At 63.9% G+C, this 14611-nt stretch carries 13 protein-coding genes; 5 read left to right on the top strand and 8 right to left on the bottom strand.

Annotated features, from left to right (window positions below; all coding sequences use genetic code 11):
- The first annotated feature begins 21 nt into the window (after positions 1–21).
- Complete coding sequence (locus tag QTI20_RS20145; RefSeq protein WP_286554789.1) at positions 22–1431, top strand: dipeptidase; 1410 nt, start codon at positions 22–24, stop codon at positions 1429–1431.
- Between the two features lie 138 nt (positions 1432–1569).
- Here QTI20_RS20145 and QTI20_RS20150 read toward each other — a convergent pair whose 3' ends face one another.
- On the bottom strand, positions 1570–1950 hold the full coding sequence (locus QTI20_RS20150) for a response regulator (RefSeq protein WP_286554787.1): 381 nt from the start codon (positions 1948–1950) through the stop codon (positions 1570–1572).
- 292 nt (positions 1951–2242) lie between these two features.
- On the opposite strand from QTI20_RS20150, the gene QTI20_RS20155 reads away from it, so the two are divergent.
- A complete protein-coding gene (locus QTI20_RS20155; protein ID WP_286554785.1) occupies positions 2243–2461 on the top strand; it encodes a DUF1508 domain-containing protein in 219 nt (72 codons plus the stop codon).
- A gap of 64 nt (positions 2462–2525) precedes the next feature.
- Here QTI20_RS20155 and QTI20_RS20160 read toward each other — a convergent pair whose 3' ends face one another.
- Positions 2526–3698 carry a nucleotide sugar dehydrogenase gene (locus QTI20_RS20160; protein ID WP_286554783.1) on the bottom strand — a complete coding sequence of 391 codons (1173 nt, stop codon included), beginning with the start codon at positions 3696–3698 and terminating at the stop codon, positions 2526–2528.
- A gap of 596 nt (positions 3699–4294) precedes the next feature.
- Between QTI20_RS20160 and QTI20_RS20165 the strand changes: the two genes are divergently transcribed.
- From QTI20_RS20165 to QTI20_RS20175, 3 genes are read left to right on the top strand one after another with little or no spacing between them, the layout of a single operon-like run.
- Positions 4295–5380, top strand: a complete 1086-nt coding sequence (locus QTI20_RS20165) for a polysaccharide biosynthesis/export family protein (RefSeq protein WP_353507296.1) — start codon at positions 4295–4297, stop codon at positions 5378–5380.
- A complete protein-coding gene (locus tag QTI20_RS20170; protein ID WP_286554780.1) occupies positions 5377–5811 on the top strand; it encodes a low molecular weight protein-tyrosine-phosphatase in 435 nt (144 codons plus the stop codon). Before QTI20_RS20165 ends, QTI20_RS20170 begins: the two co-directional genes overlap by 4 nt.
- Positions 5808–8036, top strand: coding sequence for a polysaccharide biosynthesis tyrosine autokinase (locus QTI20_RS20175; protein WP_286554778.1), 2229 nt, complete (start codon positions 5808–5810; stop codon positions 8034–8036). Before QTI20_RS20170 ends, QTI20_RS20175 begins: the two co-directional genes overlap by 4 nt.
- Positions 8037–8445: 409 nt before the next feature.
- Here QTI20_RS20175 and QTI20_RS20180 read toward each other — a convergent pair whose 3' ends face one another.
- The 6 genes from QTI20_RS20180 to QTI20_RS20205 all read right to left on the bottom strand — a co-directional run bounded on the left by QTI20_RS20180 (position 8446) and on the right by QTI20_RS20205 (position 14609).
- Positions 8446–10458 carry a polysaccharide biosynthesis protein gene (locus tag QTI20_RS20180; RefSeq protein WP_286554777.1) on the bottom strand — a complete coding sequence of 671 codons (2013 nt, stop codon included), beginning with the start codon at positions 10456–10458 and terminating at the stop codon, positions 8446–8448.
- Between the two features lie 126 nt (positions 10459–10584).
- Entirely contained in the window at positions 10585–10950 is a 366-nt protein-coding gene (locus QTI20_RS20185; protein WP_286554775.1) for a VanZ family protein, read from the bottom strand.
- Positions 10947–12122, bottom strand: a complete 1176-nt coding sequence (locus QTI20_RS20190; RefSeq protein ID WP_286554772.1) for a DegT/DnrJ/EryC1/StrS family aminotransferase — start codon at positions 12120–12122, stop codon at positions 10947–10949. Before QTI20_RS20190 ends, QTI20_RS20185 begins: the two co-directional genes overlap by 4 nt.
- A 5-nt stretch (positions 12123–12127) precedes the next feature.
- The gene (locus QTI20_RS20195; RefSeq protein ID WP_286554771.1) at positions 12128–12787 is read right to left on the bottom strand and encodes an acetyltransferase; all 660 of its coding nucleotides are present in this window, start codon (positions 12785–12787) and stop codon (positions 12128–12130) included.
- Positions 12784–13389, bottom strand: coding sequence for a sugar transferase (locus QTI20_RS20200; protein ID WP_286554770.1), 606 nt, complete (start codon positions 13387–13389; stop codon positions 12784–12786). Before QTI20_RS20200 ends, QTI20_RS20195 begins: the two co-directional genes overlap by 4 nt.
- On the bottom strand, positions 13386–14609 hold the full coding sequence (locus QTI20_RS20205; protein WP_286554769.1) for a glycosyltransferase family 4 protein: 1224 nt from the start codon (positions 14607–14609) through the stop codon (positions 13386–13388). Before QTI20_RS20205 ends, QTI20_RS20200 begins: the two co-directional genes overlap by 4 nt.
- Between the last annotated feature and the right edge of the window lie 2 nt (positions 14610–14611).

A 14611-nucleotide genomic window follows, 5' to 3' on the forward strand; every position in this document is an offset into this window, starting at 1 on the left:
CAACGCAAGAAACCACATCCGATGAACGAACAACCCGTGATCGACCACCTCCACGCGCGCCAGCCGGCGATCGTGGACTGGCTCAAGACCTTCCTGCGCATCCCCAGCGTGAGCGCCGACCCGGCCTTCGCACCCGACATGGCAGCGGCGCGCGAGCTGCTGCTGGCGCGGCTGCGCGAGATCGGCCTGAGCGACGTGCGCCTGCTCGACGGCGGCGGCGAGCCCGCGGTCTACGGCGAATGGAACGGCGCGCCCGGCAAGCCGACGCTGATGGTCTACGGCCACTACGACGTGCAGCCCGCCGACCCGGTCGCGCTGTGGCGCACGCCGCCCTTCGAACCCACCGAGATCGACGGCCGCCTCTATGCGCGCGGCACCTCCGACGTGAAGGGCTCGACCACCATCGCGCTCGAAGTCGTGGCCGCCTACCTCGCGGTGCAGGGCGGCTGCCCGGTCAACATCAAGGTGTTCCTCGAAGGCGAGGAAGAAACCGGCAGCCCGTCGCTGCGCACCATCGTCGAACGCCATCGCGCGCTGCTGGGCGCCGACGCGGTGCTGTCCGCCGACGGCGGCCGCGCCAGCGCCAGCGTGCCCACCATCAACACCGGCGCGCGCGGCAATGCGCAGCTCGAAGTGCGCCTGCGCAGCGCCGACAAGGACCTGCACTCCGGGCGCTACGGCGGCAGCGTGCGCAATGCGCTGCACGAGATGGCGCGCCTGGTCGCATCGCTGCACCTGGACGACGGCGGCGTGGCCGTCGACGGCTTCTACCGCGGGTCAGCGCCGCCCACGGCGAAGCAGCGCGCCGACACGGCCGCCTTCCCCTACGACGAAGCCGCATTCTTCTCGGACGTCGGCGGCAGCTCGCACGGCGAACACGGCTACACGCCGCGCGAGCGCGTCACCCTGCGCCCGGCCCTCGACGTCAACGGCCTGTGGGGCGGCTACACCGGCGACGGCGGCAAAACCATCGTGCCGTGCGAGGCCGGCGCCAAGCTCACGGTGCGCGTGGTCGAAGGCCAGGACCCGGTGGCGGTGCTCCAGGCCGTCCTGCAGCATCTGCGGCAACGCTGCCCCGCGGGTTGCACGCTCGAGGTGATCGCGATCAACGACGGCTCGCCCGCATCGAGCCTGGCCCCCGACCATCCGCTGGTGCGCGCCGCCGAGGCGGTGCTCGCGCGCGAATCGGGCCGGCAGGCCATCCACGTGCGGCTGGGTGCCACCGTGCCGATCACGGCCATCTTCAAGCAGACGCTGGGCATCGACACACTGATGTTCGGCTACAACCTGCCCGACGAGGACGTGCATGCACCCAACGAGTTCTTCCGGCTGAAGTCGATCCAGGAAGGGGCGCGCGCCTGGACCCAGTTGCTGGCCGAGCTGGGCCGGTGCGCGCCGGCGTCTTTTCATCGACAGGCGCACACCGCCTGAGCGTCCCGAATCCGAAGCGCACGCAGCGGCAGCGTGCGAGGGCCGACAGAGGGACGGCCCGGCTTCAACGCCTCGAGCAGCGGCCTCGGGGCTCTTCGACGTGCAGCCTCGACACAGGCGCACCGTCCACACGCCGCATCAGCTGCCGGCGACCCGCACCAGCGCACCCGCGTAGGCCATGAAGGCATCGAACTGCGAGGCCTTGTCGAACACCGCATCGGCGCCCTGCGAGATCGCGCGATGCTGCGATGCATCGGCATAGTTGGTGAGCACCACCACACGCTGATGCGGCATCCGCTGCGCACAGGCCTTGATCACCTCCATCCCCGAGCCCTCTTCGAGGAAGAGGTCGGTCACGATCAGGTCCCATCCCTGCCCGTTGCGGGAAAGCCAGCGCGTGGCCTCCGCTTGCGTGGGTGCGATGCCGACCACTTCGCAGTCGACGGAATCTTCCAGCAGCCCGACGAGAACATCACGAATGGAGGGGTTGTCTTCAACCAGGAAAACACGAAGCGTCATGGAGGGAAATGCGGTAGGTCGGCGCGACATCAAGGCACTTCGACGATGCGAAGGCGGAGCAGGTAAAAGCGCAACGCGCTCGACGCAAAAGACCGCGCCGATGGATGCATGTGGAAGTCTAGCGGCATCACGATTCACTGCCCGAGCGCGCCCCAAACAGGATCAGCGTTTGGCCTACAGACAAGCCGCTGCCTGCGTGGGCAAAAATGTGAATGCACAACGAAAGTCAGGGCAGCAAAGAAGTCACAATGCTAGATGCGCCGTCATGGAGCGCAACAGACAGAAGCGAACGATGAAATATGTAGTGATACCCGTCAGGGGCGGCCGCTGGGTCTGGGAATTGCGCGACGCGGAGGGTGTCGCGGTGTGCGGAAGCACGGCAAGTTTCGCGACGCGCGATGCCGCGTTGCAGGCCATCCATGCGGTGCGTGCCCTGACCCAGAAGGCCAAGATATTTGACCCGCTGGGGAATGTGCTGGAAGCCGGACCTCCGCCCAAGAAGGAAAACTGACGCCTTTTGCCCCTGCGCGCGGCATGGCGTCTGCGACAAACGCCGCTCCTCGTTGGGCGGCAGGTCAGGCATCCCCGCCGAACAGATCGCGCGTGTAGACCTTGCTCTCGACGTCGCCGAGATCCGGCGTCAGGCGGTTGGCGACGATGACGTCCGCGTGGGCCTTGAAGGCCTGGAGATCGACGTAGACCTTGGAACGGAAGAATTCCGCTTCCTTGAGCACGGGCTCATACACGATGACCTCGACACCCTTGGCCTTGAGCCGCTTCATGATGCCCTGCACCGACGACGCGCGGAAATTGTCCGAGCCGGCCTTCATCACGAGACGATAGATGCCAACGGTCTTGGGGTTGCGCTTGAGGATGTCGGTGGCGACGAAGTCCTTCCGGGTCGAGTTCGCATCCACGATCGCCCGGACCAGGCTTTGCGGCACGTTCTCGTAATTGGCCAGCAGTTGCTTCGTGTCCTTCGGCAGGCAGTAGCCCCCGTAGCCGAACGAGGGGTTGTTGTAGTGGCCGCCGATCCGCGGATCGAGGCTCACGCCCTGAATGATCTGGCGCGAGTCCAGCCCATGCACCGCGGCGTAGGTGTCCAACTCGTTGAAGAACGCCACCCGCATCGCCAGGTAGGTGTTCGCAAACAGCTTGATGGCCTCCGCTTCCGTGTTCTCGGTGAGCAGAACCTCGATGTCCTGTTTGATCGCCCCCTCGCGCAGCATGTCCGCGAACTGCTGCCCACGCGCGGACCGTTCACCGACGACGATGCGCGAGGGATGCAGGTTGTCGTAGAGCGCGCGGCCTTCGCGCAGGAATTCCGGCGAGAAGATCAGCGATTCGCAGCCGAACTCCCGCTTGATGCGCTCGGTGAAACCCACCGGGACCGTCGACTTGACGACCATCACCGCCTTCGGGTTGATGGCCAGAACATCGCGCACGACAGATTCGACCGAACGGGTGTTGAAGTAGTTGGTTTCGGGGTCGTAGTCGGTGGGCGTCGCGATGATGACGAAGGCGGCGTCCTCGTAGGCCTCATGCTTGTCCAGCGTGGCCCGCAGGTTCAGCGGCTTGTGCGCGAGGTAATCCTCGATCTCCTCGTCGTCGATGGGCGAACGCTTTTCGTTGAGCAAGGCGACCTTGGACGGATCGATGTCCAGCGCGACCACTTCGTGGTGCTGGGCGAGCAGGACAGCGTTCGACAGGCCAACATAGCCCGTCCCGGCAATAGCGATTTTTGTCATTCTGAGTGGTCAACCCATGGGGTATGTGTGTGAGACGGCCTGCTGAATACGCGCATTGCGATGGTGCGCCGGCGGCCCATGTGAGCGCCGAAGGCTAACAGCCTCAGATGACGAGGCTGGCGATCGGCGGCGCCACTGTAAACCACGGCGCCCCAGGCGTACTCAAGGCCCCCGAAAGAGGAAAACCATCTGATCGGCCAGGCTCGCAGGACCTAGCGACGCCCGGAGTTGCGTGTGAGAGACAAGACCGACCGGGTTCCCGCTCCAAGTTGAATACAAAGGTTTCTCATATTTCGTGACCTCCCGTTTTCATGGGAGGAATCGTCGCCAGACGGTCAAATTCCGTCATTGACCGTTGGCTACAATCGCAAACTGACGCTGCTTCGTCCCTGAAGTGCGCGCCGACTTTCAGTCTCACCGATGCCTTCTTCTGCGGCCACATGCAGTCGAACGTGCAACGGATTGACCGGCTATGCGTCATCACCGAGACAGTCAAGGAACAACCAGTTTTGAAGCGCTTTGCATCGAAAAATCCCGCACGAGGCGGGTGGATGATGGCCGTCTGTGCCAGTGTTCTCGCTCTGCAAGGCTGTGCAGTGGTCACGGCTCCGGGTTTCGGCTATGCCGACGCGGGGACGCGCACCAGTGTGCCGCTGGGCCAGTATGTGGCCGGCGACCCGGACAACCCCGCGCAGGGCGTGATCATCCCCATCACCAAGGACCTGATCCAGGCGCAAAGGCTCTCGCAGCCGCGCGACATCGCGCCGGAAGTCAAGGCGCTGTTCGGCACGCCGACGCCCTACACCATCGGCCCGAGCGATGTGATCGGCATCGTGGTGTACGACCATCCCGATCTGCTGCCTTCGGCCGGTGCCGTGATCAGCCAGCAGGTTGACCCCACCGGCATCAGCGCGGCGCCCGGCTTCATCGTGAGCGCCTCCGGTGAAATCACCTTTCCCTACATCGGCCGCACCAAGATCGCCGGGTACACGGAGATCGAAGCCAGCGACATGATCGCCAAGAAGCTGGCACCGTACATCCGCGATCCGCAGGTCACGATCCGCATCGCTTCCTTCCGCAGCCGCCGCGCCTTTGTCGAAGGTGAAGTGCGCGTGCCCGGCATGCAGATCTTCACCGACGTGCCCATGACCTTGCCGCAGGCCATCAGCCGCGCGGGCGGCATCACGGCCGCGGGCGATCGCACGATGGTCACGCTCACGCGCAACGACGTCACGACGCGCATCGACATGCCCCTGCTCGAGTCACTGGGAGTCAACGCGAACAAGATCCTGTTGCAGAGCGACGACCTGGTCTCGGTGCGCAGCCGCGAAGAGAACAAGGTGTATGTGATGGGCGAGGTCACGCGCCCCGCGGCGCTGCTCATGAACAACGGGCGCCTGAGCCTGAACCAGGCACTGGGCGAAGCCGGTGGCGCGAGCGTGCTCACGGCCAACACCTCGCAGATCTACGTGATCCGAAACAATGCCCAGGGCGACCCGGCGCTGTTCCATCTGAATGCAGCCTCGCCAGCAGCCCTGGCATTGGCCGAGAACTTCGCGCTCAAGCCGCGCGACGTGGTGTACATCGACCCCGTGCCGCTGGTGCAGTGGAACCGCATCATCAGCCTGATCCTGCCGAGCGCGCAGGTGGTGAACGTCGGCAGCGAGATCAGCGCCCGGTGAAGTCCGTCCTGGTCGTCTGCATCGGCAACATCTGCCGCAGCCCCATGGGTGAAGCCCTGCTGGCCGCCGCGCTGCCGCAGATCGCGGTGTCGTCCGCCGGCACCGGCGCGCTCATCGGCCACCCCGCCGACGACATCGCCAAGGCGCTGATGAGCGCGCGTGGCCTCGACATCGAGGCCCACCGCGCACGCCAGATCACGCAGCTGATGTGCCAGCAGGCCGACCTGATCCTCACCATGGACGAAGGCCAGCGCCGCCACATCGAAAGCCGCTACCCGCTCACGCGCGGCAAGGTGTTTCGCTTTGCCGAAAGCCTCAAGCAGGACGTGCCCGACCCCTATCGCCAGGGCCAGGACGCCTTTGAACACGCCCTGCAACTCATCGACGCCGGTGCCCAAGCCTGGGCCGAACGGATACAGAAATTCAAATGACCTCTTCCGCCGCCGCCCCGCTCCCGCCACAGAACCCTGCGGCACACGACGACGAGATCAATTTGTCGGAATACGCTGATATCTTGCTCGACCGCAAATGGCTGGTGGCCGGCGTCACTGCCGCGGCGGTGGCGCTCGGTGCGGCCTATGCGTTGCTATCTACCCCCGTCTACCAGTCGAACTTACTGGTCCAGGTAGAAGACTCAGCGCCAGATGCGAAAGGCTTTTTGGGCGATTCAGCGAGTTTGTTTGATGTAAAGACACCTGCCACTGGCGAAATACAGATTATCCGATCGCGCTTAGTGCTCGGAGCTGCGGTTGACCAGACAAAGCTCTACATCGATGCAACGCCGCGCTATCTGCCGTTCATCGGTCGCTGGATGGCAAATCGCTCGACCGCTCTGTCCACACCCGGCTTCCTTGGTATGGCAGGGTACGTGAGTGGAAAAGAACGTATCGAGGTTGCTAAGTTCGATGTACCCGTGACATTGGAAGACGGAAAGCCCTTTATCATTACCGCCTTGGGCGACGGTCGTTACACGCTAAGCAACGAAGATCTCGGCGAGGTTTTAACCGGTACCGTCGGCCAGCCGCTGGTACATAACAGCACAGATGGAATCATCACGCTCCTGATTGCTGAACTTGATGGCAAACCAGGCGCGCAGTTTCTCGTATCGCGCAATTCCCGGTTAGGTACGGTCGAAGGTTTGCAAAGGCGCCTACAACTCGCAGAGCAAGGCAAGCAGTCGAACGTGATCAGTGTGACGCTGGATGATAATGACCGGCCTCGCCTCGCACGTATCCTCAATGCCATTGGCGAGCAATATGTCCGGCAGAACGTCGAGCGCAAGGCCGCTGAGGCGCAGAAAACCTTGGGATTTCTCGATGAGCAGTTGCCAGCGTTCAAGCGCCAATTGGAAGCGTCCGAAGACGCCTACACGAAGTTCCGCAACAAAAATGGAACCGTCGCCTTCGATGAAGAAGCCAAGGGCGTGCTTAGCCAGTCAATCGAATTGCAGACAAAGCTGCTCGAGGCGCAGCAGCAGCGTCGCGCGTTGGCAGCCAAATACACCGACATCAATCCACGTATCAAGACCATTGATGGCCAGATCGGTGCGATAGAGAGCGAGCTTGGCACACTGAATAATCGCGTAAGCGGAATGCCAACTGTTCAGCGTGACGCACTGCGATTGGAGCGCGACGTTCGCGTCAATGGGGAGCTATACAAGTCGTTGCTTAACAGCGCATTGCAATTGCGTTTGGTGAAGGAAGGTAAAGTAGGAAACGTACGCCTGCTCGACAAGGCCGTTCAGCCGAAGCGAGCCATCAAGCCACAGAAATCGCTCATACTGGCGTTGGCTTTGGTGCTCGGCCTGCTGGCGGGCTCAGCGCTGGCCATCGTTCGCAGTCTTTTCATGGGCGGCATTCGCAATCCCGATGAGATCGAGGCGCACACGGGACTCAATGTCTATTCAGTAGTCCCCTTTACCGCAGAACAGGTTCCGGTAGACCAACGCAATGCCTCGAGCGTGCAGTTGCTGGCAGTACTTCACCCCGAAAGCCCCGCCATCGAAGCGCTGCGCAGTCTTCGCATCGCATTGCAATTCGCCACCCTGGAAGCGGGCAACAACCGCGTGATGATCACCGGCGCGACCCCTGGTGTCGGCAAGAGCTTCATCTCCGCCAACTTCGCCGCCATCATGGCCGCCGCGGGCAAGCGTGTGTTGCTGATCGACGCGGATATGCGGAAGGGCCATATCCACCAAGAGCTCGGGATGAAGCGCGAAAACGGATTGTCGGAACTACTAGCAGGCGTACTCACTCCTGCTCAAGCGATTCGCACCCAGGTGCTGCCGAACCTGGACGTGCTGACCACCGGCAAGCTGCCCTCGAACCCAGCAGACATGATGATGTCGGAGACCTTCAGCCGCCTGCTGGACACGCTGTCGGAACAGTACGAGCTGGTGATCATCGATACGCCGCCCGTGCTGGTGGCGGCGGATGCTGCGGCCGTGGCACCGCATGCCGGCGTCGTGCTGCTGGTGGCACGCGCCGACCAGACGCAATTGGGCGAGCTCAACGAAAGTGCCAAGCGCCTGGCCCATGCAGGCAAGACGGCGAGTGGCGTGCTGTTCAATGCGATGGACATGACCCGCCGTCATTACGGCAGCTATGGCTACAAGTACGGCGGCTATCGGTACACCGAGTACAAGTACAAGACTTGAGTGGTCGAGCGGGCCTCAGCGGCCTCCTCTACTGACTGAGAAATGCCTGCCAGGTGCTCTGCCTGGTGGGCATTTTTTATGGTGAGGCCCAGTGACGGTGCAGATGCCTACGACGATGGGACGTGCGACGCGTGCTTCCCCTCCTTCGGCGGAGTAAAGGTGGCCCCGGTCGCATGGGAGGCTGCGTGGGGGTTGAGGCTCGGAGCCCTCACCCCCGCCCTCTCCCGGAGGGAGAGGGAGTGAGACAGGCTTCGTTTGTGCGCGACGCATCGCTGCGCCACACAAGAGTTTCTCGCGCTCTCGCCTGCGTATGGCTCCATGAAAAATGCCCCGCTTGTACGGGGCATCGCTCATCAAGTCATGACGCTACTTGCTCGACATCTGCGTCGTGCCGAAGCGACCGAAGCACTCAAGCCGGTACGTCCAGCGGCTCCGGCTCCACCGGCAGCCACCCACTGTCGGCATAGGTCTGCAGGTTGCGACGGCGGTCGGCCAGCGAAGGCGCGGCGGGCGTGCGCTGGTGTTCCAGATGCACCCAGTCGACCACATCGGCATGCGGCTGGTAGCCCGGCAGCATCTGCTTGAGCACGGCCTTGAGGGCCGGCACGTCGTTCTTCGACAGCGCGGCATTCAGCAGGCCGAACAGCCGCGACAGCTCTTCCCAGGGCGGGCATTCTTCGTGCGCCTTCATCACGCGCGGGTGCATGGTGGGCATGGCGTTGTCGCCGATCAGCAGCTCTTCGTAGAGCTTCTCCCCGGGCCGCAGGCCGGCGATATGGAAGGCGATGTCGCCGTCGGGCGTGGCTTCGTCGCGCACGGTGCGGCCCGACAGTTCGACCAGGCGGCGGGCCAGGTCGATGATGCGCACCGGCTCACCCATGTCGAGCACGAACACATCGCCACCGACGGCCATCGTGCCCGCCTGGATCACCAGTTGCGCCGCCTCGGGGATGGTCATGAAGTAGCGCGTGATGTCGGCGTGCGTGAGCGTGATGGGCCCGCCCGCCTCGATCTGCTTGCGGAACAGCGGCACCACCGAGCCGCTCGAGCCCAGCACATTGCCGAAGCGCACCATCGAGAAACAGGTGCCCGATTGCCCTGACTGTTGCGCCAGCCCTTGCAGCGCCATCTCGGCCACGCGCTTGCTCGCGCCCATGATGTTGGTCGGCCGCACGGCCTTGTCGGTGCTGACCAGCACGAAGCGGCGCACCTGGCTGGCCATGGCGGCCTGCGCCGTGATCAGCGTGCCCAAGGCGTTGTTCTTCACGCCTTCGGCCGGGTTGTGCTCGACCATGGGCACGTGCTTGTAGGCGGCCGCATGGTAGACGGTGTCGGGCCGCCAGGTGCTCATGATCTCGCGCATGCGCGCCTCGTCGCGCACCGAAGCCAGCAGGGGCAGCACGCGCAGGCCCGGGGCTTGCGCCAACAGCTCTTGATGAATCGCGTAGAGCGCGTACTCGCTCAGCTCGACCAGCAGCAAGGTGCTGGGCGATTGCATCGCGATCTGCCGGCACAGCTCGCTGCCGATGGAACCGCCCGCGCCCGTGACCAGCACCACCTGCCCGCGGATCGGTCGCTGCAGCAGGTCGTCGACGGGCGCCACCGGGTCGCGACCCAGCAAGTCTTCGATGTCGACTTCATGCAGGTCCTGCACCTGCACACGGCCATGCGCGAGGTCGGCCATGGCGGGCAGCGTGCGCACATGCAGATGAAGCGGCAGCAGTTCACTGAGGATCTCGGCCCGGCGTTGATGGCTGGCCGAGGGCATGGCCAGAAGTACGTCGGTGATGCCCAGCGCAGCGCTGTTCAGCTTGAGCCAGCGCAGGGGCTGGATGCGCACGCCGTTGAGCGTGCTGCCCTGCAGGTGCTCGGCATCGTCGATGTAGGCCCGCACGACCATGTCCTGACTATGGGCCAGGGCCGCGGTGAGCTGCCGACCCGCACCGCCGGCGCCGTAGATCACGGCCTGCGGCAGTGTCTTGCGCCGCAGCGTGCTCACGTACAGGCCGCCCAGCCAATAGCGCGCCAGCAGGCGAGAGCCACCGACCGTCAAGAAGAGCAGCAACGGTGCGATCACGCCCACGGTGCGCGGGATGTTGGGCACCCCGACGACGCTGAACATCAGCACATAGCCCAGGGTGAACAGCACACACGCCTTCACCAAGGCCAGCAGCGCCGCGCCGCCCGCGTAGCGGAAGATGGCACGGTAGAAACCCGAGACGACGAACAGCGGAAGCGCCATCACAATGGCCATGGCGACCGCGAGCCACTGCACACCGTGCAAGGGGACCCACTGCTCGTAGCGAAGACTGAAGGCAAGCCAGACGCAGAGAACACACAGGCTGGCGTCGACAGCCAGCGCCAGCAGGCGCTTGGCAGCGCGCGGCAGACCGAGCAATGGCTCTGCCAAACGATTGATCAACGGAAGACTCCTAGCTCGAACACAATTTGGTCGACTGTTGCCCAATTGTGTCTCGATATGATGACGGCCGCGCTCCCCTCTTCATGGGACGGGTAGAAAAATACAGTGCCCTTCAGCCTTTAGTTTTCATTCTGGCGACATGCGGCGGCGCGTTAACAACACCGCGCCGGCCTTGCCGATCAGCAGCCCGACCCCATCGGCCAGCAGATCGCCCCACTCGGCCATGCGGTCGGGCGTGAAGGACTGCAACACTTCGATCAAGCCGCCGTAGGCCAGCAAGCCCAACAGCACGGCCCAGCTGCGCCCCGGCCACGCCGCATGGCCGAGCACGGCCAACACCGCGAAACCGAGCATGTGATTGCTCTTGTCCCACCCCGTGGAGGGCATGCTGGGTGACGGTGGCATCAGGCTCAGCACCAGCAGCACCAACATGGCAATGGCCAGCAGCCACCGCCATGTCGCGACGCTCGGCATGCGCCAGCGAAAACTCACGCGCTCGCCTGCGCCAGCACTTCGCGGATGGCGGCGCAGGTCTTGTCGATCTCGGCGGCCGTGAGCGTCGGGTGCACGAGGAACATCACGCTGGTGTCACCGAGTTCGCGTGCAACCTCGAAGCGCTCGGTCGGGCGCCAGCCCGTGTCGTCGAAAGCCTTCTCGAGGTAGACCTCGGAGCACGAACCCTGGAAGCAAGGCACGCCGAGCGCGTTGATGGCTTCGACGATGCGGTCGCGCGTCCAGCCCGGGGCGAGCTGGTCGGGCCGGGTGTAGACGTAGGCCTTGTACTGCGCATGCACGCTGCCCTCGGGCAGCACGGGCACACGCACCGCGCTGAACGGCTGTGCAGCCGCCGCGATGGCCTCGGCGTTGCGCGTGCGCTGCGCCGTCCAGTCGGCCATGCGACGCAACTGGATGCGTCCGATGACCGCCTGGATCTCGAGCATGCGCCAGTTGGTGCCGAAGCTCTCGATCACCCAGCGGAAACCCGGCGGGTGCTGACGCTCGTAGATCGCTTCGTAGCTCTTGCCGTGGTCCTTGTATTCCCACATCGCGCGCCACAGCGCCTCGTCGTTGGTCGTGACCATGCCGCCCTCGCCGCCCGTGGTCATGACCTTGTCCTGGCAGAAGGACCAGGCGCCGATGTGGCCGATCGACCCCACCGCCCGGCCCTTGTAGCGCGCGCCATGCGCCTGCGCGCAATCCTCGATGACCTTGAAGCCGTGCTCGGCGGCCAGGGCCATGATCGGATCCATGTCGCACGGCCAGCCGCCCAGGTGCACGCAGATCACAGCCTTGGTGCGGGGCGTGACGACCTTGGCAATCGTGGCCGCAGACAGGTTGCCGCTGTCGGCCTCGACCTCGGCGAACACCGGCGTGGCGCCGGCGGTGACCACGCAGGAAACACTGGCCATGAAGGTGCGCGGCGTGACGATGACTTCATCGCCCGGGCCGATGTTCAGCGCCTTGAGCGCCACGTCGAGCGCCAGCGTGCCGTTGGCCAAGGCAACCGCATGCGCAGCCTCGGACCAGCTCGCGAATTCCTTCTCGAACTCGCGGCATTCGGTGCCGGTCCAGTAGTTGACCTTGTTGGAGAGCAGCACGCGCTGCACGGCGTCGGCCTCTTCGGTGGTGAAGCTGGGCCAGGGGGAGAAAGGAGAGTTCAACACGGGATTCAGTCCTTGAGGAAGGGCTTGGCAGGATTTCCAACCACCGTGGTATCGGGTGGCACATCGCGGGTGACTACGGCCCCCATACCGACGACAGCGCCTCGCCCGATGACCAGGGGCTGGCCTGGCTTGCCCTGCTTGATGACGGCTCCCGTGCCGATGTAGGCATGGTCTTCGATCACAACGTTGCCGTTGCACTTCACACCCGGAGCGAAGGTGACGAAGTCACCGATCACGCAATCGTGAGCGACATAGCTGTAGATATTGGCTTGAAAATAACGACCGACGCGGATGGTGGAGGTGAGCATTGCAAAAGGACTGAGCACCGCGCCCTCTCCGAGCACCACGTCATCGAGTATCACAACGTTGGCGGCACTGACCGTCCAGGGCCGTACGTTATCCCCGGCGCACCGTGCGGCCAATTTCTCGCGCACCGCGCTGTTGGCAATCGCGAGCACGGCATGCCGAGCACTGGCCGCGGTCTCCAAGAACTCCGCGTAGTTCAACACACGATGGCCATTGAGGGTCTGCACCTCAGGCTGATCATCCACAAACACCAGTCGTTCATTTGGTATGCCTTGGCGTTGCAGTTGCTCGCGCGCAAGCGGCATCACCTCGCGCCCGTAGCCACTGGCGCCATAAACAGCAAAAAGAGGGAAAGTCACCTTTTGTCTCCAATTTGAGTACCAAGAAATCGCGACATCGTTGCTTCGCCCGCGGCACTGATGCCGTCGCGCACCAGCACCTTGCGCACAGTCAGGTAAAGGATCTTGAGGTCCAGCCACATCGTGTGGTTGTCGACATACCAGACATCGAGCTTGAATTTGTCTTCCCAGCTCAGAGCATTACGACCGTTGACTTGGGCCCAGCCGGTGATACCGGGGCGGACCTCATGCCTGCGCGCCTGCTCTGCGGAGTAAAGCGGCAGATAGTCGACAAGCAGAGGACGAGGACCAACCAGGCTCATGTCGCCCTTGAGCACGTTCCACAACCCGGGCAGCTCGTCAAGGCTGCTGGAGCGCAGAAAGCGGCCGAAGGGCGTCAGACGTTCCGCGTCGGGGAGCAACTGGCCATCCGGTCCGCGCGCCTCGTTCATGCTCCGCAGCTTGAGCATCCGGAAAGGCCGGCCATGCAGACCGGGCCGCAACTGACTGAAGAAGACCGGGCTCCCCAGCCTTCTTTTCACCAACCACATCAGCAGCAGCAAAGGCAAGGCAAGGCACAACAGCGCCGACGCCGAAACGATCAGATCGAAAAGTCTTTTCATGAAGCTGCCAGACGATGAAAGAGGCGGCCGAAGCGCTTGACGCCGACCTCCAACGCCAAATGTTCCCGGTAATAGCGACGGGCGTTCTCCCCCATCTCGGTCAAGGCTTCGGGTGCCATGGCCGCGAGGGATTGCGCTGCAGCGGCCAGGGCTTCGGCGTTTTCCGATGCCGCGACCACGCCGCCCGCCGAATCTCTGACCAGATCGGCCGCATCGCCGTCCACCGCCATCAGCAAAGGCTTGCCGACGGCCATGTAGGCCTGCGTCTTGGAAGGAATGGTGATCTTGAACAACGGGTCGGCACGAAGATGCACCAGCAATGCATCCGCCGCACCCAGCAAGGTGCCGACCTGCTGCATGGGCACCGGCGGCAGGAAGACGACATTGCGCAGCCCCAACTCCGATGCGCGTGCCTGCAGCCGCGTGACTTCCACGCCGCCGCCCAGCAGGACGAAGCAGACACGCGATTGCCGCTCCTGCAGCAGAAGCGCGGCATCCAGCACGGCGTCGAGCGCCTGCGCCTTGCCCATGTTCCCGGCGAAGACGATGCGGAATGCATCGGCCGCCGGAAATGCCGCCGGCACCGTGCCCGAAGGAGCGCTCAAGGAAGCCTCGTCGGCCCAGTTGTAGATGACCTCGACCTTGTCGGCGGGCACACCGCGCTGAACGAGAAGCGTCTTGAATCCGGGAGACAGCACAGCGATGTGGTCCATCCGCCGATAGACCCAGTTGCAGACGGCCGAGACGATGCGCAGCGCACGCTCGCTGTTGACCATGCCGGTGGCGCGGAGCGTGTCGGGCCACATGTCCTGGATGTCGTACACCACAGGAATGCGCCGGATCAGGCGGATGAGCCCCGCGACGATTCCCACCGTCAGTGGCGGATGGTAGGCATACATCACTGCAGGCCGGCGAGCGAAGAACAGTCCATAGACCAGGGCCGACGCACCGAAGCTGGCGTAGTTCGACACCCGCTTGATTGCAGACTGTCCATGGTCCGGATAGAGCGGCAAGCGAGTGATGTGAACGCCATCGATCACCTCGCGCTGCAACCACTTGATGCGGTAGCCCGGATACACCACGCCGCCCGGATAGTTCGGAAAGCCGGTCACCACCTCGACCTCGAAGCCCTGACGCACGAGTTCGCGGGCAAACACGATGCCCTTGAAAGTGGGCTCGGGGTCGAACCACTGCGTCAGCAGAAGCACACGCGTTGCCATGT

Origin of the sequence: Variovorax sp. J2P1-31 (assembly GCF_030317215.1) — a bacterium.
GTDB lineage: Bacteria > Pseudomonadota > Gammaproteobacteria > Burkholderiales > Burkholderiaceae_C > Variovorax.

What these genes read in the sequence shown, in the direction of transcription:
- QTI20_RS20150 (WP_286554787.1), bottom strand. Translation starts at nt 1,950, where the DNA reads ATGACGCTTCGTGTTTTCCTGGTTGAAGACAACCCCTCCATTCGTGAT.
- QTI20_RS20205 (WP_286554769.1), bottom strand. Translation starts at nt 14,609, where the DNA reads ATGGCAACGCGTGTGCTTCTGCTGACGCAGTGGTTCGACCCCGAGCCC.
- QTI20_RS20200 (WP_286554770.1), bottom strand. Translation starts at nt 13,389, where the DNA reads ATGAAAAGACTTTTCGATCTGATCGTTTCGGCGTCGGCGCTGTTGTGC.
- QTI20_RS20145 (WP_286554789.1), top strand. Translation starts at nt 22, where the DNA reads ATGAACGAACAACCCGTGATCGACCACCTCCACGCGCGCCAGCCGGCG.
- QTI20_RS20155 (WP_286554785.1), top strand. Translation starts at nt 2,243, where the DNA reads ATGAAATATGTAGTGATACCCGTCAGGGGCGGCCGCTGGGTCTGGGAA.
- QTI20_RS20160 (WP_286554783.1), bottom strand. Translation starts at nt 3,698, where the DNA reads ATGACAAAAATCGCTATTGCCGGGACGGGCTATGTTGGCCTGTCGAAC.
- QTI20_RS20175 (WP_286554778.1), top strand. Translation starts at nt 5,808, where the DNA reads ATGACCTCTTCCGCCGCCGCCCCGCTCCCGCCACAGAACCCTGCGGCA.